Genomic DNA, 14,475 nt, shown 5'->3' on the forward strand with positions numbered 1-14,475 from the left:
CCCTCGACCGCAGCCCACCCCGACCCTCGACCCGAAGGAGGCAGCTGTGGACAGCGCCCCCCTGCCCGAGAGCGGCCCGATCACGCTCGATCTCTCCGTCGACCGTGCCAGCCAGACCCCGCTGTACCTGCAGCTGGCCGGCGGCATCGAGGACGCGATCCGCACCGGAGTGCTCGCCCCCGGCAGCCGGCTCGAGAACGAGCTGGCGCTGTCGAAGCGGCTGCAGCTCTCGCGGCCGACGGTCCGCCAGGGCATCCAGGAGCTCGTCGACAAGGGCCTGGTGGTGCGCAAGCGCGGCGTCGGGACCCAGGTGGTGCAGGCGCCCGTGAACCGGCAGGTGGCGCTGACCTCCCTGTACGACGACCTGCGCACCGCCGGGAAGGCGCCGCGCACCGAGGTGATCGAGTACCGCGTGGGCCGGCCCTCCCCGGAGGCCGCCGACCGCCTGCAGCTCGCACCGGGAGAGCAGGTCCTCGACCTGATCCGGGTGCGCTTCGCGGACGACGCGCCGCTCGCGGTCATGCGCAACACCATCCCCGAGCGGATCGCCCCCACCCGCGAGGCGCTCGCGGCCTCGGGCCTGTACGCCTGCCTGCGCGAGAAGGGCATCTCCACGGTGCTCGCCCATGAGCGCATCGGAGCGACGGTCGCCGACGAGGAGCACGCCGAGCTGCTCGACGAGGAGGTGGGCGCGGCGCTGCTGACCATGGAGCGCACTTCCTTCGCGAACGACGGCAGCGTGGTCGAGTACGGCGTCCACGTCTATCGCGCCTCGCGCTACTCCTTCGAGGTCACCCTCGTCGACTCCTGAGCGGGACGCGCGGCCCGCGGTTCTCCGCCCGCGCCGCCACGCGCCCGCGCCGACCCGCGCTCGCGGCCGACGCCCGACGCCCTGCGCCCGGGCTCGAGGACCGGGGCCCGAAGCCCGAGCTGGGGCCCGGGCGCCGACTCCCGGCGGCGCTGCTCCGCCGCCGCCGGCAGGCCTCAGCCCTTCGTGGCGCCCGCGGTGAGGCCGCCGACGATGTACTTCTGCAGCAGCATGTAGAGCACCAGGATCGGGACCACCGCGATGAGGATGCCCGCCGCCAGACCGGTGTAGTTGGTGGCGAACTGCCCTTGGAAGTTCAGCAGCCCCAGCGGGATCGTCTGGTTCTCCTCCGAGCTCAGCAGCGACAGCGCCAGGAACAGCTCGTTCCATGTCGCCACCCCGTCCAGGATCGCGACGGTGACCAGCGCCGGCACCGAGAGCGGCAGGACCATGCGGAAGAAGATCCGCACGTCGCCCGCGCCGTCGATGCGGGCCGCCTCGAGGAGCTCGTCGGGCACCCGTCGGAAGAAGGCCTGCAGGATCAGCACCTGGAGAGGCAGCCCGAAGGCGACGTACGGCGGGATGATGCCCAGGATGCTGTCGGTCATCCCCACCCCGCGCAGCATCGTGAACAGGGGGACGATCGCGATGTAGATCGGGATGGTCATGCCCAGCACGACGGTGAAGAGGATGGCGTTGCGGAAGGGCATCTCGAGCTTCGAGAGCGCGTAGGCGAGCAGGGAGGCGACGAAGACCCCGAGGGGCACCTTCACCAGCAGCAGGAACGCGCTGTTGAGATATGCGGTGCCGAACCGGCCGGCCTCCCAGGCCTCCGGGAAGTTGGCGAGCGTGAGCTCCTGCGGCCAGGAGACCGGGCCGTTGCTCAGGAAGTCCGAGAGCGGGCGCACGGCGGAGATCACCAGCAGGATCAGGGGCGAGATCCAGATCAGCGCCCCGATCGAGGCGCCGAGGGTGGTGCCGATCCGGGCGAGGGATCGCCGCGAGTCGCGGGCGGGGCGTGCTCTCCCCTCGCCGGGCGCGCGCGACGGGACGGGGGCGGCAGGAACGGGGGAACCGGCGGTCTGGGCGGTCATGAGCTCTTCACCTGCGATCGGACGTAGGGGATGCCGGCGGCGATGGCGACGATCGTGATCACGACGGCGATCGCCGTGCCGTACCCGGCCTCGAAGTACTGGAAGACGTTCGCGTACATCCAGGTGCCCATGACCTGCGTCGAGTAGCCGGGCCCGCCGTAGGTCATGGCGTAGACCAGGTCGAACACCTTGAAGGACTCGATGAGGGACAGGGCCAGCACGATGTAGTGGGTGTCCCGGAGGCTGGGGAAGGTGATGCGGGTGAACTGCTGCCAGCGCGTGGCGCCGTCCACGGACGCGGCCTCGTACAGCTCGTCCGGGATGGACTGCAGGGCGGCCAGGTACAGGAGCATCGGGAAGCCGGTGCGCACCCACACCGCGGGGACCATGACCGACCACAGCGCGGTCGAGTCCTGCCCCAGCCAGCTCTGCTCGAACCCGGACAGGCCGACGGCGCCGAGGACGGTGTTGATCGCCCCGTCGCTGGGGTCGTACATCCACGCCCAGATCGACGCGATCGACACCAGCGGGAGCACCGCCGGAGCGTAGAAGATCGTGCGGAGGATCGGCGAGGTGCGGCTCTTCCGGTTCAGCACCACGGCGAACAGCAGTCCCAGGGCCATCGGCAGCGCGATCGTCACGAGCGACCACAGCACGTTGTTCCACGCCGCGATCCCGACCACCGGGTCGTCGAGCATCGCCCGGTAGTTGGCCAGGCCCACGAAACTCTGCGTGTCCGACAGCCCGTCCCAGTCCGTGAGGCTGATCCAGAGCGCCTGGAGCGCGGGCCAGACCAGGAAGCCCAGGTACAGCAGCAGCGCGGGGGCGGCGAAGGCCAGCGGCAGGAGGGAGGGCCGGAGGCGTCCCGGCGGTCGCAGGGTGCTCGTGGTCATCGCTGATCCGTCCAATCCTTGACGATCTGCTGCATGTCGCGGGCGGCCTCCGCGCTGGACAGGTTGCCCTGGAGCACCTTGCTCTGGACCGCGAAATAGCTGTCCGCCACCGCCTTGGGGAAGGCCTGATCCTGGATCGTGTAGATCTCGCTCTCCTCGCGGATCTGCGTCCACTGCGCGCTGAGGGGGAACTCGTCCGGGTCCGGTGGGGCGGCGAGCACGGCGGACTGGGAGTTCTGCAGCTCCCGTTGGACCTCGGGCTGCAGGATGTGGTCGATGACGGCGGCCGCGTCGTCCGGGGCCCCGGAGGTCGAGGAGATCATCAGGCCCTCGACGAAGCCCGAGTGCCGCACGGCCTCGTGCCCCGTCGGCAGCAGGAACGTCCCGAACTCCTCGCGGGGCTTCCCCGAGGGGACGATGTACTGCGACTCGATCCACGGGCCGCTGATCGTGAAGGCGCTGGTGCCCTGGACGAAGCTCTGCTCCGCATCGGGCGGGGCGACGCCGAGGGCGCCAGGGGTGATCCAGCCGCGGGCGTTCCAGGCCTGGAACAGGTCGAAGGACTCCATCACGGCCTGTTGGTCCCAGGACTCCTCGCCCACCAGGAGCGCATCGTGCAGCTCCGGACCCGCCGTGACCTCGAGCAGGTACTCGTACAGGCGCATGATGTGCCAGCCGTACTTCCCGCCGAATCCTCCCGGGGTGATCCCGGAGGCGAGGATCAGCTCGTTGGCCTCCTCGAGCTCGTCGTACGTGGTCGGCACCGCGGCGCCGGCCTCCTCGAAGATCCGGGCGTTGCACCAGGCCCCGAGGGAGGCGACGTTGAGCGGTGCGCCGTGCCGGGCACCGTGGAAGGTCATCCCGTCGATGCCGGCGGCGCCGAGGCGCTCCTCCCAGACGTAGCTCTCGTAGTACGGCGCGAGGTCCATCGTGAGTCCCGCGTCGACGAAGGGCTGCCCGATCTGGCCGCCCCAGATCTGCCAGAGGTCGGGGGCGTTGCCGCCCAGGATGCGGGTGCGGAGCTTGTCGGGGAACTGGGCGGCGCCGGAGCCGGGCACGGTGTCGAGGGTGGTGCGGACCCCGGTGTCGGTCTCGAGCTCGGCCAGCTGCTCCCGCAGCAGCGTCGCACTGTCGATGTCGTCGTAGTTCAGCAGGGTCAGGCCGTCGGTCGCGGCCGAGCTGGTCCCGATGCCCGAGGCGCAGGAGCTGAGCGCGGCAGCGCCGGGCAGCGCGAGGGCACCGGTCAGGAAGCGCCGACGCGAGCCGTGTCCGCTGAGGTCGGGGTGCCTCGTCGCGTCCATGGCCGTCAGCTCCGCACGCCGGCGAAGCGGCGCAGCTTCGCGAACATGTCCTCGAGCAGATAGCGGCCGTCGTACATCTCGCAGACCCGCACGGTGTGACGGCCGCCGGGCAGCAGCCCGCCCTCGGCGCCGAAGGTCGGTGCCGCAACGGTGCGGAAGAGGCCTCCCAGCGGGTTCAGCATGAGTCCGATCGCGGGGGAATCGCCGAGAGCGCGGTGCTCGATGGGCTCTGCGTGCCAGGTCTCGTTCCAGTCCGTGAGCTGGCGCACGAGGTACTCGCCCAGCTCGCCGCAGGGGGCGACCTTCTCCTCGAGCTCGGCGTAGCCCACGGAGGTCATGACGTAGGCGGTGCGGGGGACCTGCCAGAGACGGATCCCTGAGCGGAAGACGACGTTCGCGGCCGCGATGTCGTTGCGCAGGTTGAACTCGGCGCGCTCCTCCGGCTCGCGGTCGCCGTATCCGGGGCCGCCGATCCAGATCACCGTGGTGTCGGTCTGCGCGATGCTCGGGTCCAGCAGGAGCGCGGAGGCCATGTCCGTCAGCGGGCCGAGGAAGGCGATCTGCAGCGGGCCCGCGTCGGTCCTGTGCGCCTCCTCGATGATCAGCCGCGCTCCCGGGGAGTCCGCGGGCGAGGCCTCGTCCGCGAGCGCGGAGGCGGCGCCGTTCTCGACGCGCACCTCGGGCATCGCGAGATGCTCCAGCAGCAGGTCGATCTCCGCGCGGCTGTCGAGCATGCTCGTGCTCGAGCGGGAGGTGCCGAAGTGCGCCGCGATCAGGCCGCGCACGTCGAGCGTCTCGGAGAGCAGGGCGTGGACGATGGCGAACTGGTCGTCCGCCTCGTTCTTCGTGTCGGTGTTGATGAGGACCCGTCGGGTCCGGGGGGTGGGGATCGTCATCGATCAGTCCTCCGGGGTCGAGGAGCTCGACGAGGGGACGCCGGCATCGCCTCGGGGGCGAGGGTCGGCTCGTCGTCGAGCGCGGATGGGGTGGCAGGGACCTGCCGGTCGTGGGTGGGCGAGGGCCGATCGCGACGTCGTCGCGGTCGGCCGACAGGGTCAGGGGCTCGTCAGCCAGGTGTCGAGCTCCTCGAGCTTGAGGAAGAGGTCCTCGAGCATCAGGCGGGTGTCCACCTGGGTGTAGACCCGCATCGGGCGGGCGTCGGGGCGGGCGGTGTAGCTGCCGTCGGCCTCGAGCGCCGGGGTGGGCATCAGACGGTGGCGGCTCGAGGAGGAGTCGGGCTCGAAGAAGGAGCGCAGCGCGGTGAGCAGCACCAGCGGCGAGTCGCCGAGGGCGTAGGTCTCCGGCATGCCGCTGCTGTCCGCCCCGAGGGCGCTGAGGGCGACGGTCTCTTCGAAGAGGTAGCGGCCCACCGGCCCGGTGGCGGCGACGCGTCGACGCAGCTCGGCGGCGGAGACCAGGCACTGCCGGTAGACGTCGCGCGGGACCTGCCAGAGCGGGAGCTCGGAGTCGGTGAAGACCACCTGGGCGGCGAGCACGTCGATGAGCAGGTTGTACTCGATGGGCATGGCGCCCGGCGGCGGTGCGGCGAGCCCCTCGTGCTCGTTCCCGCCGATCCACACCACGGTCAGCCGCTCGGCGATGCGGGGCTCGGTAAGGACGGCGGAGGCGAGGTCGGTGAGACCGCCGCCGGCGACATAGAAGAGCGGGCTGTCGACGTCCTCGCGCAGGGCCTCCGCGATGATCACGTCCACGGCGGGGGACGGCTGCGGTGCGGTGCGGGAGGAGAGCGGCCGGTTCGAGCCCTCGTGGATGATCTCGGTGGAGTCGAGGCCGATGCGCGCGAAGACGTCGCGGATGATGGCGGTCGCCTGGGTCGCCGAGTCGGGTCCGGGGTAGAACCCGTCGCCCTCGCGCAGGTGCGAGCCGATCACCGCGCGGATCTCGACGCTCGGCGAGAGCAGGTGGTGGATCAGCTGGTAGAGGTCGTCGGGGTCTCCGGCGAAGTCGTTGTCGATGATCACGCGCGCGGCCGGTGCGGTCGCGGGCGTCAGCGTCTGCCAGGGTGTCTCGCCCAGTGACCAGTGCTTCCTGGCCCGAACGGTGGCGCTGTCGGTGGGGATCCGGGTCATCGTCGACCTCCTTCTGTCCGTGGCGACGCCTGAGTCGTCAACCGGTTGACCGCATTGGGTTAACGATCACAGACCGTAGCATGTGATCGGTAACCGAAAAAGGGGTGAGACGAACTCCGTCCCGATCCAGGAAGCGAGGACAGGTGGCGCAGTCCCGAGTCGGCGGCAGGCCGAGCATGGCGGACGTCGGACGAGCGGCCGGGGTCTCCGCGCAGACCGTCTCCCGATACTTCTCGGGACGGGGGTACGTGGGGGAGCGCACGCGTGTGCGGATCGCCGCGGCGGTCGAGGAGCTCGGATACCTCCCGAACCGGGCGGCCGGCAGCCTGCGCTCCCCGTACACGGGAACGATCGGCGTGCTGCTGGTGGGCGAGATGGTCCATGGCAGCGCCCAGATCCTGACCGGCCTCAGTCGCGCCTCCCGCGAGCTCGCCCAGATGCTGATGGTCGCCCAGGTCGAGGTCGGATTCGCCGCGGAGGGATGGCAGAGCGAGGTGCGCCGCGCGGTCGATCACTTCCTCTCCGCTCCCGTGGACGGGATCATCGTCTCCACCTCGATCCCCGGTGTGGACGAGTCGCTCGATCTGGCGCGGAAGCACGTCCCCGTCGTGAACCTCTCCGAGCGCCCGCGCCACGAGGTCGACTCGATCGGCACGCACTCCTTCACCGCGGGGCTCGAGGGCACGCGCCACCTCCTCGAGCAGGGTCACACGGAGATCCTCCATCTCGCCGGACCGCACACCCGCCACGAGGCCGTCGAGCGGGAGCGGGGATATCGCGAGGCCATGGCGCAGGCCGGGCTCGAGCCCGTCGTCATCAGCGGAGCACGCGACTGGTCCTCGGCGAGCGGCTTCGAGGCCACGCAGAGAATCGGGCCGAGCAGCTTCACCGCGGTCTTCGCCGCGAACGACGAGATCGCCCTGGGGTTCCTGAGCGCCATGGAGGGCCGAGGACGGAAGGCGCCGGCGGACTTCTCGATCGTCGGCGTCGACGACATGCCGGCCGCCGCCTACTTCTCGCCACCCCTGACCACGATGCGCCTCGACTTCCAGGGCGTCGGGCGCACGACGCTCCACACGCTCGTCGAGCGGATCCGCTCCGGGGAGAGCACCCCGCGGCAGATCATCGAGCCCGAGCTGGTGGTGCGCGCGTCGGTGGCTCCCCACGGGGGCACTGCCGACGACTGAGCGGTCGCCGGGCACGTCGCGGCGCTCCGGGTCCCGGTGCTCGGTGCCGCCGCGACGGGGTCCTCAGGCCCGGTGACCCGGTGAGCTCTCCGCGGCGAGGTCCGGCCGGTGCCAGCTCCAGGGGGCGACCTCGGCGCGGCGGATCGGGACGCCCGGGAGCTGGAGGTCCACCGTGCGGTGGCGGTCCGAGAGGTTCGCGAGCAGCACCGACGCCCCGTCCGCGGCGTCCTGCGCCCCGAGGGCCCACAGCAGGCCGTCGGGGCTCGCGCCGCTCAGCAGCGCGCGGCCGGGAAGGGCGGCCAGGGCCGCGAGGGCGGCGCGCACCGGCCGGTCCGTGCCGTCGGCCCGCCGCAGCCCGCGCGGCCCCCAGTCCTCGAACCAGGTCAGCGAGGCGATGCCCGGCACGGCCAGCGCCGCGGCGCTCGCGATCGTCCAGGCGGCCAGCTCGGGGCTGTCCTGGCGGGGGTCCGCCGCGCCGGTGCGGTGCGCGCCGTAGCCCTCGGCGAGGTCGGTGCGGCGAGGCGGCCGGACGGGCCGGGTCGCGACGTTGTTGAAGCGCGGGCGCAGGGTCACGGGACCGATGTGGACCGGTGTGCCGGGGGCACGGGCAGCCGCCTCGGTGGCGAGGAGGCGCTGCATCGCCACGGACTCCACCAGCTGCTCCGTCTCCAGGGTGTGGAACAGCGGGGTGGTGGGGAAGACCAGCGCGTCGAGCTCCCCGTGCGGCACACGGTCCCACTCGCGGTTCAGCTCGGTGTAGTGGGAGCGGGAGCCGCCGACGACAGGCACCGCCTCCGTCCGCACCGCGCCGAGCGCGGCACGCAGGGCCCGGGCCGATCCCGGCTCGGTGACGTGCGAGGTGGCATCGACGATCGCCGCCCAGCGCAGCGGGACGTCCCGGAGGGCGCCGGCCACCTCCGCGAGCACTGCCGGGTCCGGGGGAGTGGCGCTGACCAGCAGGACCGCGAGATCCTCCGCCCCACGACGCGCCCGCCCGAGGGCGGCGGGCCACGCGGGATCGCGCAGGTCGAGCTCGACGTGGGCGTGCGCGGCCACGGGGTCCGGGGTGGCCGGTGCAGGATCCGGGGCGGACGAGGCGCCGACGGCGATCAGCGGGACGGTGCCGGCCGCGGTGAGGGTGAGGACGTCGGGCTGCGGGGCGGGCTCTTCCGCCCGCCCGTCGCCACGGGGTGCGTCGGCGCCGCCGGCCGGGCCGTCCCCCGCCGTGAGCACCACCCGCTGGTGGGCCCGTTCCCCGGCGGCGAGGGTGTACGGGAAGGGCTCCGCGAGCGGACGGCTGTAGGTCTTGTACGAGGCGTCCGACCAGTTGCGCTGATCCTCCATCTCGAACACCTCCCCCTCGAGCTCCACACGCAGCGGGATCCCGTGGTCGCTCCAGGACAGCGCCGTGATGTCGCGGGCCGGCTGATGCGGGGAGAGGGCCACGGGGAAGGTCAGCGCCTCCTCGGAGCCGTCGCAGTGGCCCACGCCCATCACCTGCCCGGCCAGGCGCGGGGGATGCAGCACCACCAGTCCCGTGCGATTGGTGCGGGTCTCCGCGCGGGCGACGGCCTCCAGCGTCACGGCGAGGCGGTCGCCGTCGGCCTCGACGTGCAGGCGTTCGGACAGGGTGAGGCCCGGTGCGTCGACCTCCAGCTCGAGGACCAGCGTGTCGCCCTCGGCGCGATGCGCGGCGACGGTCGGCCAGGCGGTGCTCCAGTCCTCGTCGCGGGCGACCGCGCGGATCGCGCGCAGCACGATCTGACCGTCGCAGCGCACATCGGCCAGCTCGTCGCCGCGCACGTCGAGCGACCAGCGCCCCGCGCTCCAGCGCTCGCCGGAGGGGACGGCGCCCCAGGCGTCGCGTGCGCCGGGCGTGCTCACAGCGCGGTCATGCCGCCGTCGACGGCGAACAGCGAGCCGGTGGCGAAGGCGCTGTCGTCGCTCGCGAGGAACACCATGATCCCCTCGACGTCCTGCGGCGTGCCGGCCCGGCCCAGCGGGATCCGGCTCACGATCGCCGAGCGCTCCTCGGGATCGTCGGAGATGGTCGTGACCAGCGGGGTCTCGGTGTAGGCGGGGATCACGGCGTTGACCCGGATGCCGTCGGCCGCATAGGCGGCGGCCACCGTGCGCGTCAGGCCGTGCAGCCCCGCCTTGGTCGTGGCGTAGGCGGTGAAGTCGTTCCCCTCGCCGCTCAGACCCGTGGGGCTGCCGGTGATGACGATCGAGCCGCCGCCGGTGGCCAGCATCGAGCGCACGGCGTGCTTGACGGTGAGGAAGGTGCCGGTGAGGTTGACGTCGACGGTGCGCTGCCAGACCTCCAGATCCACCTCGGCGATCTTCGCGTCCTGGCCGAACAGCTGCACGCCGGCGTTGGCGATCACGACGTCCGGCGTCCAGTCCGCCGCGGCGAGCTCAGCGAAGGCGGACTCGACCGCGGCCTCGTCGGCGATGTCCACGGTCACGGCCCGCGCGGTGCCCGGGCCGGACTCGGCGGTGATGCTCTCGGCCGCGGTGCGGGCGGCCCCGGAATCGCGGTCGGCGATCACGACCCGTGCCCCCTCGCGGGCGAAGCGGGAGGCGACGGCGAGGCCGATGCCGGAGGCGGCGCCGGTGATCAGGGCGGTGCGGGAGGTCAGACGAGACATCGTTGGATCATCCGTTCGGTGGGGGTGAGGTGCGGCGGTGCACGGCCAGGCGGCGGCGGGGCAGCTCCCGGCCGGCGACCCGCCCAGTCTGCCCAACCGGTTGACCAGTGGCAAGGAGGGCGGTGCGCCCGGCCGACTGCGGCGACCGCCTCCTCGGGCCCCGGAGCGGGCGCCCTCGTCGTGTCCGAGGAGCGCCCCGCAGCGCCCCTTCCGGCCCGGCGACCGGGCCGCGGCGAGAAAGGCGCGGTTCCGTGGCAGATCAGGGCCGGATCTGGCACGGGATCGCACTCAACTGCTCGACGGCGCGGGCGGCGCAGGCGGCGCCGGTTGCACCGCGCCGCACGGGCCCGCGCCCGCAGCTGGACGGCTCCGGTCCGCGCCCGCCCGGCCGCTCGCCGCTGCGCGGCTCAGCGGTCCTCGATCTCCAGGAGGTCGGCGGCGTTGTCGAGCTGGGCCTCGACCTCGGTGGGGGTCTCCTTCTGCATGCGGTCCATGTACGGCTGGGCGCGCTGGACCTGGTGCTCGAGGTTCTCGACCGTCGTGAGGAAGTTCTTGTTCGCCTGGGCGCGGAAGCTGTCGATCCCGTCCATGGTGGTGAACAGGTTGTCGAAGGCCTTCTGCAGGGTCTCGGGGGAGACGCCGGAGGTCGCGGCCTGCTCCTGGATCTTGACCGAGTTGTCCGCGAGCATCTTCGAGGTGCGGGAGATGAGGTTGTCGGTGGTGCGGTTGACCGCGTCGATCTGGTCCAGCACGATCTTCTGGTTCTCGAGCGCCTGGGCGGTGATCACGGCGGTGCGCAGGGCGGTGACGGTGGTGGTCCGCGCCCGCTCCACGCCCTGCTGGAGCTTGGTGTTGTTGTCCTCGATGAGGCCCATCGACATGTAGGCCTGGACGGTCACGGCGATCTGCGTGGCCACGTCCTGGCGGCGCTGGCGCACGGCGAAGAGCACGTCCCGCTCGAGGGCATCGGCCTCCGCGGCCTTGCCCTCGGCGCGGGCCTGCTCGGCGCGGCGCACCGCCCGCTCGTCCAGCAGCGTCAGCAGCGAGGCGGCCTTCTGCAGGGCGCCGAGGTCCTCCCAGAGGCCGCGGCGCTCCACGGCGAGCTCGGCGTTGTCCTTCTGGAGCATCTCCTGGCCGCGGCCCAGTGCGCCGAGGACCTGGTCGAGCTGGTCCTGGTTCGACTCGAAGCCGCGGAAGTAGCGCTTGGCGGCGTTGCGGCCGGGCAGGAAGGACAGCGCCTTCTGCGCGAAGGTCTCGTCCTTGGGCGCCAGATCCTCCATGGTGGTGCGCAGCTCGGAGAGGCTCTTGGCGACGGATTCCTGGGCATTGCCCTTGTCCTTGGACTCCTTCAGCGTCTGCTCCATGAAGCGGGAGGAGGTGCTGGAGGTGCGCTCGAAGGTGCGCCGCGCGACCGCGCCGAGGGCGTTGACCTGGGCGGTGAACTCCTGGGAGTGGGGGTTCAGGCCGGCGACCTGGTCCACCCACGCGTCGGCCTTCTGCGCGAGCTCCTGCTGCTGCTCCTCGGGGAGGTCGGGCAGCACCGAGACGGCCTGGTCATCGCTGATCTCCTCGACCGGCTCGGCGGGTGCGATCTCTTCGGCGGGGGTGGGCGGCTGGAGCTTGTCCATCGGGGCCTCCTGGGGTGGGTTGCGGTGGCGGGGAACGGCGGGCGGACCAGCTGGTCAGACGTCGATCATCGGGTCCACGTGATGGTCGGCGAAGCGGGCGCGCAGGAACTCGGAGTGCACGTCGAGGGAGCGGGAGACGCCGCCGACGATGTCGGTCTCGATCTGCTCGACCCCCTCGGCGAGCACCGCGATCTGCTCGATGACGCGGTCGAGGTTCTCGAGCGCCTCCTCGCGGGCGGTGCCCGCGAAGGTCTGCAGGAAGCCGAGGATGTCCTCGGCGGCGTCGAGGAGCTCGGGCAGGTAGCGGCTGGCCATGCCCTCGAGCATCATGATCTCGCCGGAGGAGGAGCGCATCGACTGCAGCTGCTCGGAGCCGACGAGGGCATCGATCCTGGTCACGAGTGCTGTCGCCTCGTCCAGGACGCGGGTGGCGGAGGCGTTGCTCGCGCGCGGCCGCAGCTCGGCCACACGCTGCCGGGTGACCTCGTCGGCGCGGAGGATCCGTTCGAGCGTCTCGCGGGTGCTGCCGGTGACCTCACCGGCCAGGACAGGGGCCTGTGCCGGCGCCCTGCGCAGGACGCGGAGCGCCGCGCCGCTGCCACCGGCGGCCACCACGCCCACCCCGGCGGCCGCCATCAGGGCCAGCAGCGGCCCGGCGAGGCCGGTGCCGAGGACGAGCAGGAGGGTCGCGGCCCCGGCCAGGCCGCCCAGCAGCAGCGGGACGCCGAGCAGCACGGCGAGGCCGCGCCCCGAGGTGCCCGAGCGGGTGACGTCCAGACCCGCGGGACGGTGCACCGCCCCCTCGAGCGGCGTCTCGCGCGGACCCCAGAGGTCCCGGCGCTCGGCGGTCGCCTTCCAGGGCAGGTCCTGGTCCCCGGGGGAGGCCGGCGGAGGAGCCTGTCCGGCGACGGGAGCGTCCGTCGGCCCGGCGGCGGTCGCGCCGGGTGGGGAGTCGCCGGGGGAGGGGGGCTCGGGCGCGAAGGGATCGGGGAACCTGCTGTTCCCGCTGGTCGGCCGGTCGGCCGACGGGTCGTGTCCGTCGCTCACTGGTCCCCGCAGTCCTGTGGAGGCGGCGACGAGACCTCGGCGGCGGAGGGGACCGGCCGTGCGGCCCGATCCGCTCCCGAGAGCGCCTCGTCCTGTGCGTGCGGCCAGGCTATCGCGGACCACTGGACGTCGGCCGAGGATCCGCTGCGAGCGCAGGGACGGTCGTCGCTGCACGCTCCGCGCGGCCCGGCGCCGCGCCGGTCAGCGGCGAGACCCGCCGCCCCGGTGCAGGTCGGCGGCCGTGGGCGCCGGGATCTCGGCGTCGAAGGGGATCATGGGCCGGCGGATCCTCTCGTGCCCCAGTCGCAGCAGGTCCTGGTCCACGCCGCCCGGGGTGAGGGCCAGCAGCCAGTCTGCGGCGGCGGCGTACTGGTCCGGCTCGAGGTAGCCCATCTTCACGGTGACCACGTCGAAGCCGGTCATCGACAGCCCCAGCCGCGCGAACATCTCGTGCCGCGCCCACTGGGAGCGGCGCGCGGTGACCACCACGACCAGGCCCGTCTCCTGCTCCCCGTCGAGCACGCGCAGCGCCGCCGCGCGGCCCGTCGGCCCCGACGCATCCAGCGCCTGGACCTGCACCCGCAGCGGCACCGGACCGGGCTCGCGGGTGTCGATCCGCGCCCCGATCGCCACCTCGCCGCGCCCGCCCACGCCCAGGGCATGGGCCGCCTCGGTGGTCTCCGGATCGACCAGCGAGACCATGAGGGCGCTGACCTCGCCGCGGCGGATCTCCTCGCGCGCGGCGAGGCGCGCGAGGCAGTAGGTGGTGTCGTCGGCTCCGCCCGCGCCGGGGTTGTCCCCGGAGTCGGAGATCCAGAAGGGCCGGGCGTCGGAGGCGATCGCGCGGTCCAGGCACTCCTCGAACTCCCCGGTGGGGGCCACGAACTCGAAGTCGTGGCGGACCTCCCAGAGGGCGGTGGCGAGCTCGAGGGCGGCGGCGTCGACCGCCGCGGCCTCCGGGCCGTGGGCGACGATCGCGGCCTGGCAGCGATCCTGATCGGCCCAGGCGAAGCCGATCCAGCAGGAGATGTCGGTGACGCCGGCGCGCTCGGTGAGCGCCGGGATCCGCTCGTACAGCGACTTCGCGGGCTCGATCCGGGTGGAGGTCTTCTCCCCGGGCAGCAGGATCGGGACGTGCACCAGAGCCTTGTGCGGCAGGGGGGCACCCTCCCGCACCGCGGCCGCGGACTCGACCAGGTCGCGCAGCCCCCGCTCGCGGGTCTCCCAGGCGTCGATGTGCGGGGCATGGCGGTAGCAGGTCAGCAGGTCGCAGCAGGAGAAGAGGGTCTCGGAGACATTGCCGTGCAGGTCCATCGCGGTGCCCACCACGACGTCGTCGCCGAGGACGGAGCGGATCGCGGTGATCAGATCGCCCTCGGCGTCCTCGAGCCCCACCACGCTCATCGCCCCGTGGATGTCGAAGAAGAAGCCGTCCAGCGGAGCCTCGGCCGCCGCCGCGTCGAGGCCGTCGAGGATCTCCTGCTTCCAGCCCTCGTAGACCTCGCGCACCAGCTGACCGCCCGGCAGGGCCCGGGCATGGAGCACGCCCACGTAGTCCGCGGCCTCCCGCAGCGCCTGCCCGGAGGCCGAGCCGTCCGTGAAGAACGGGAAGCGGTCCAGGATCTCGGCGGTGCCGCGGCGCACCTCGAAGTCCTCGGCGGAGGAGACGTAGGGGGTGAAGGTCGAGGACTCGATGGCGATCCCCGCGAGCGCGATACGGGGTGGGGCGGACGGGGATGTCGTCTCTGACATGCGTGTCTCCAGGGGCTGAGCGGC

The 14,475-nt window shown here is 72.6% G+C and carries 12 protein-coding genes; 2 read left to right on the forward strand and 10 right to left on the reverse strand.

Translation table 11 applies throughout. The features are described from left to right. Nucleotides 1–46: 46 nt before the first annotated feature. On the forward strand, nucleotides 47–811 hold the full coding sequence (locus CXH06_RS00095) for a GntR family transcriptional regulator (RefSeq protein ID WP_114853121.1): 765 nt from the start codon (nucleotides 47–49) through the stop codon (nucleotides 809–811). A gap of 173 nt (nucleotides 812–984) precedes the next feature. Here CXH06_RS00095 and CXH06_RS00100 read toward each other — a convergent pair whose 3' ends face one another. The 5 genes from CXH06_RS00100 to CXH06_RS00120 all read right to left on the reverse strand — a co-directional run bounded on the left by CXH06_RS00100 (nucleotide 985) and on the right by CXH06_RS00120 (nucleotide 6,186). Further along, nucleotides 985–1,902, reverse strand: a complete 918-nt coding sequence (locus CXH06_RS00100) for a carbohydrate ABC transporter permease (protein ID WP_114853122.1) — start codon at nucleotides 1,900–1,902, stop codon at nucleotides 985–987. Then, on the reverse strand, nucleotides 1,899–2,795 hold the full coding sequence (locus CXH06_RS00105; RefSeq protein ID WP_198683971.1) for a carbohydrate ABC transporter permease: 897 nt from the start codon (nucleotides 2,793–2,795) through the stop codon (nucleotides 1,899–1,901). The genes CXH06_RS00100 and CXH06_RS00105 overlap by 4 nt, the downstream gene beginning before the upstream one ends. Then, nucleotides 2,792–4,096: an ABC transporter substrate-binding protein gene (locus tag CXH06_RS00110; RefSeq protein WP_114853123.1), complete on the reverse strand. Its 1,305-nt coding sequence runs from the start codon at nucleotides 4,094–4,096 to the stop codon at nucleotides 2,792–2,794. The genes CXH06_RS00105 and CXH06_RS00110 overlap by 4 nt, the downstream gene beginning before the upstream one ends. A gap of 5 nt (nucleotides 4,097–4,101) precedes the next feature. Then, nucleotides 4,102–4,992 (reverse strand): nucleoside hydrolase, encoded by an 891-nt coding sequence (locus CXH06_RS00115; RefSeq protein WP_114853124.1) that lies wholly within the window; start codon nucleotides 4,990–4,992, stop codon nucleotides 4,102–4,104. Nucleotides 4,993–5,151: 159 nt separating this feature from the next. Beyond that, complete coding sequence (locus CXH06_RS00120) at nucleotides 5,152–6,186, reverse strand: nucleoside hydrolase (RefSeq protein ID WP_114853125.1); 1,035 nt, start codon at nucleotides 6,184–6,186, stop codon at nucleotides 5,152–5,154. Between the two features lie 143 nt (nucleotides 6,187–6,329). Between CXH06_RS00120 and CXH06_RS00125 the strand changes: the two genes are divergently transcribed. Beyond that, nucleotides 6,330–7,373, forward strand: coding sequence for a LacI family DNA-binding transcriptional regulator (locus CXH06_RS00125; protein WP_157975527.1), 1,044 nt, complete (start codon nucleotides 6,330–6,332; stop codon nucleotides 7,371–7,373). A gap of 63 nt (nucleotides 7,374–7,436) precedes the next feature. Here the strand turns inward: CXH06_RS00125 and CXH06_RS00130 are convergent, their stop codons facing one another. The 5 genes from CXH06_RS00130 to CXH06_RS00150 all read right to left on the reverse strand — a co-directional run bounded on the left by CXH06_RS00130 (nucleotide 7,437) and on the right by CXH06_RS00150 (nucleotide 14,451). After that, nucleotides 7,437–9,257, reverse strand: a complete 1,821-nt coding sequence (locus tag CXH06_RS00130; RefSeq protein WP_114853127.1) for a hypothetical protein — start codon at nucleotides 9,255–9,257, stop codon at nucleotides 7,437–7,439. Further along, the gene (locus tag CXH06_RS00135; RefSeq protein ID WP_114853128.1) at nucleotides 9,254–10,024 is read right to left on the reverse strand and encodes an SDR family NAD(P)-dependent oxidoreductase; all 771 of its coding nucleotides are present in this window, start codon (nucleotides 10,022–10,024) and stop codon (nucleotides 9,254–9,256) included. The genes CXH06_RS00130 and CXH06_RS00135 overlap by 4 nt, the downstream gene beginning before the upstream one ends. A 407-nt stretch (nucleotides 10,025–10,431) precedes the next feature. Further along, a complete protein-coding gene (locus CXH06_RS00140) occupies nucleotides 10,432–11,652 on the reverse strand; it encodes a toxic anion resistance protein (RefSeq protein ID WP_114853129.1) in 1,221 nt (406 codons plus the stop codon). Between the two features lie 54 nt (nucleotides 11,653–11,706). Beyond that, entirely contained in the window at nucleotides 11,707–12,699 is a 993-nt protein-coding gene (locus tag CXH06_RS00145; RefSeq protein ID WP_114853130.1) for a hypothetical protein, read from the reverse strand. 201 nt (nucleotides 12,700–12,900) lie between these two features. Beyond that, the gene (locus CXH06_RS00150; RefSeq protein ID WP_114853131.1) at nucleotides 12,901–14,451 is read right to left on the reverse strand and encodes a M81 family metallopeptidase; all 1,551 of its coding nucleotides are present in this window, start codon (nucleotides 14,449–14,451) and stop codon (nucleotides 12,901–12,903) included. Nucleotides 14,452–14,475 lie beyond the last annotated feature (24 nt).

This window comes from Brachybacterium sp. YJGR34, from assembly GCF_003347015.1.
Classification (GTDB): domain Bacteria; phylum Actinomycetota; class Actinomycetes; order Actinomycetales; family Dermabacteraceae; genus Brachybacterium.

Coding starts and splice junctions, on each gene's coding strand:
- CXH06_RS00100 (WP_114853122.1), bottom strand. CDS start 1,902: ATGACCGCCCAGACCGCCGGTTCCCCCGTTCCTGCCGCCCCCGTCCCG.
- CXH06_RS00105 (WP_198683971.1), bottom strand. CDS start 2,795: ATGACCACGAGCACCCTGCGACCGCCGGGACGCCTCCGGCCCTCCCTC.
- CXH06_RS00110 (WP_114853123.1), bottom strand. CDS start 4,096: ATGGACGCGACGAGGCACCCCGACCTCAGCGGACACGGCTCGCGTCGG.
- CXH06_RS00115 (WP_114853124.1), bottom strand. CDS start 4,992: ATGACGATCCCCACCCCCCGGACCCGACGGGTCCTCATCAACACCGAC.
- CXH06_RS00120 (WP_114853125.1), bottom strand. CDS start 6,186: ATGACCCGGATCCCCACCGACAGCGCCACCGTTCGGGCCAGGAAGCAC.
- CXH06_RS00135 (WP_114853128.1), bottom strand. CDS start 10,024: ATGTCTCGTCTGACCTCCCGCACCGCCCTGATCACCGGCGCCGCCTCC.
- CXH06_RS00140 (WP_114853129.1), bottom strand. CDS start 11,652: ATGGACAAGCTCCAGCCGCCCACCCCCGCCGAAGAGATCGCACCCGCC.
- CXH06_RS00150 (WP_114853131.1), bottom strand. CDS start 14,451: ATGTCAGAGACGACATCCCCGTCCGCCCCACCCCGTATCGCGCTCGCG.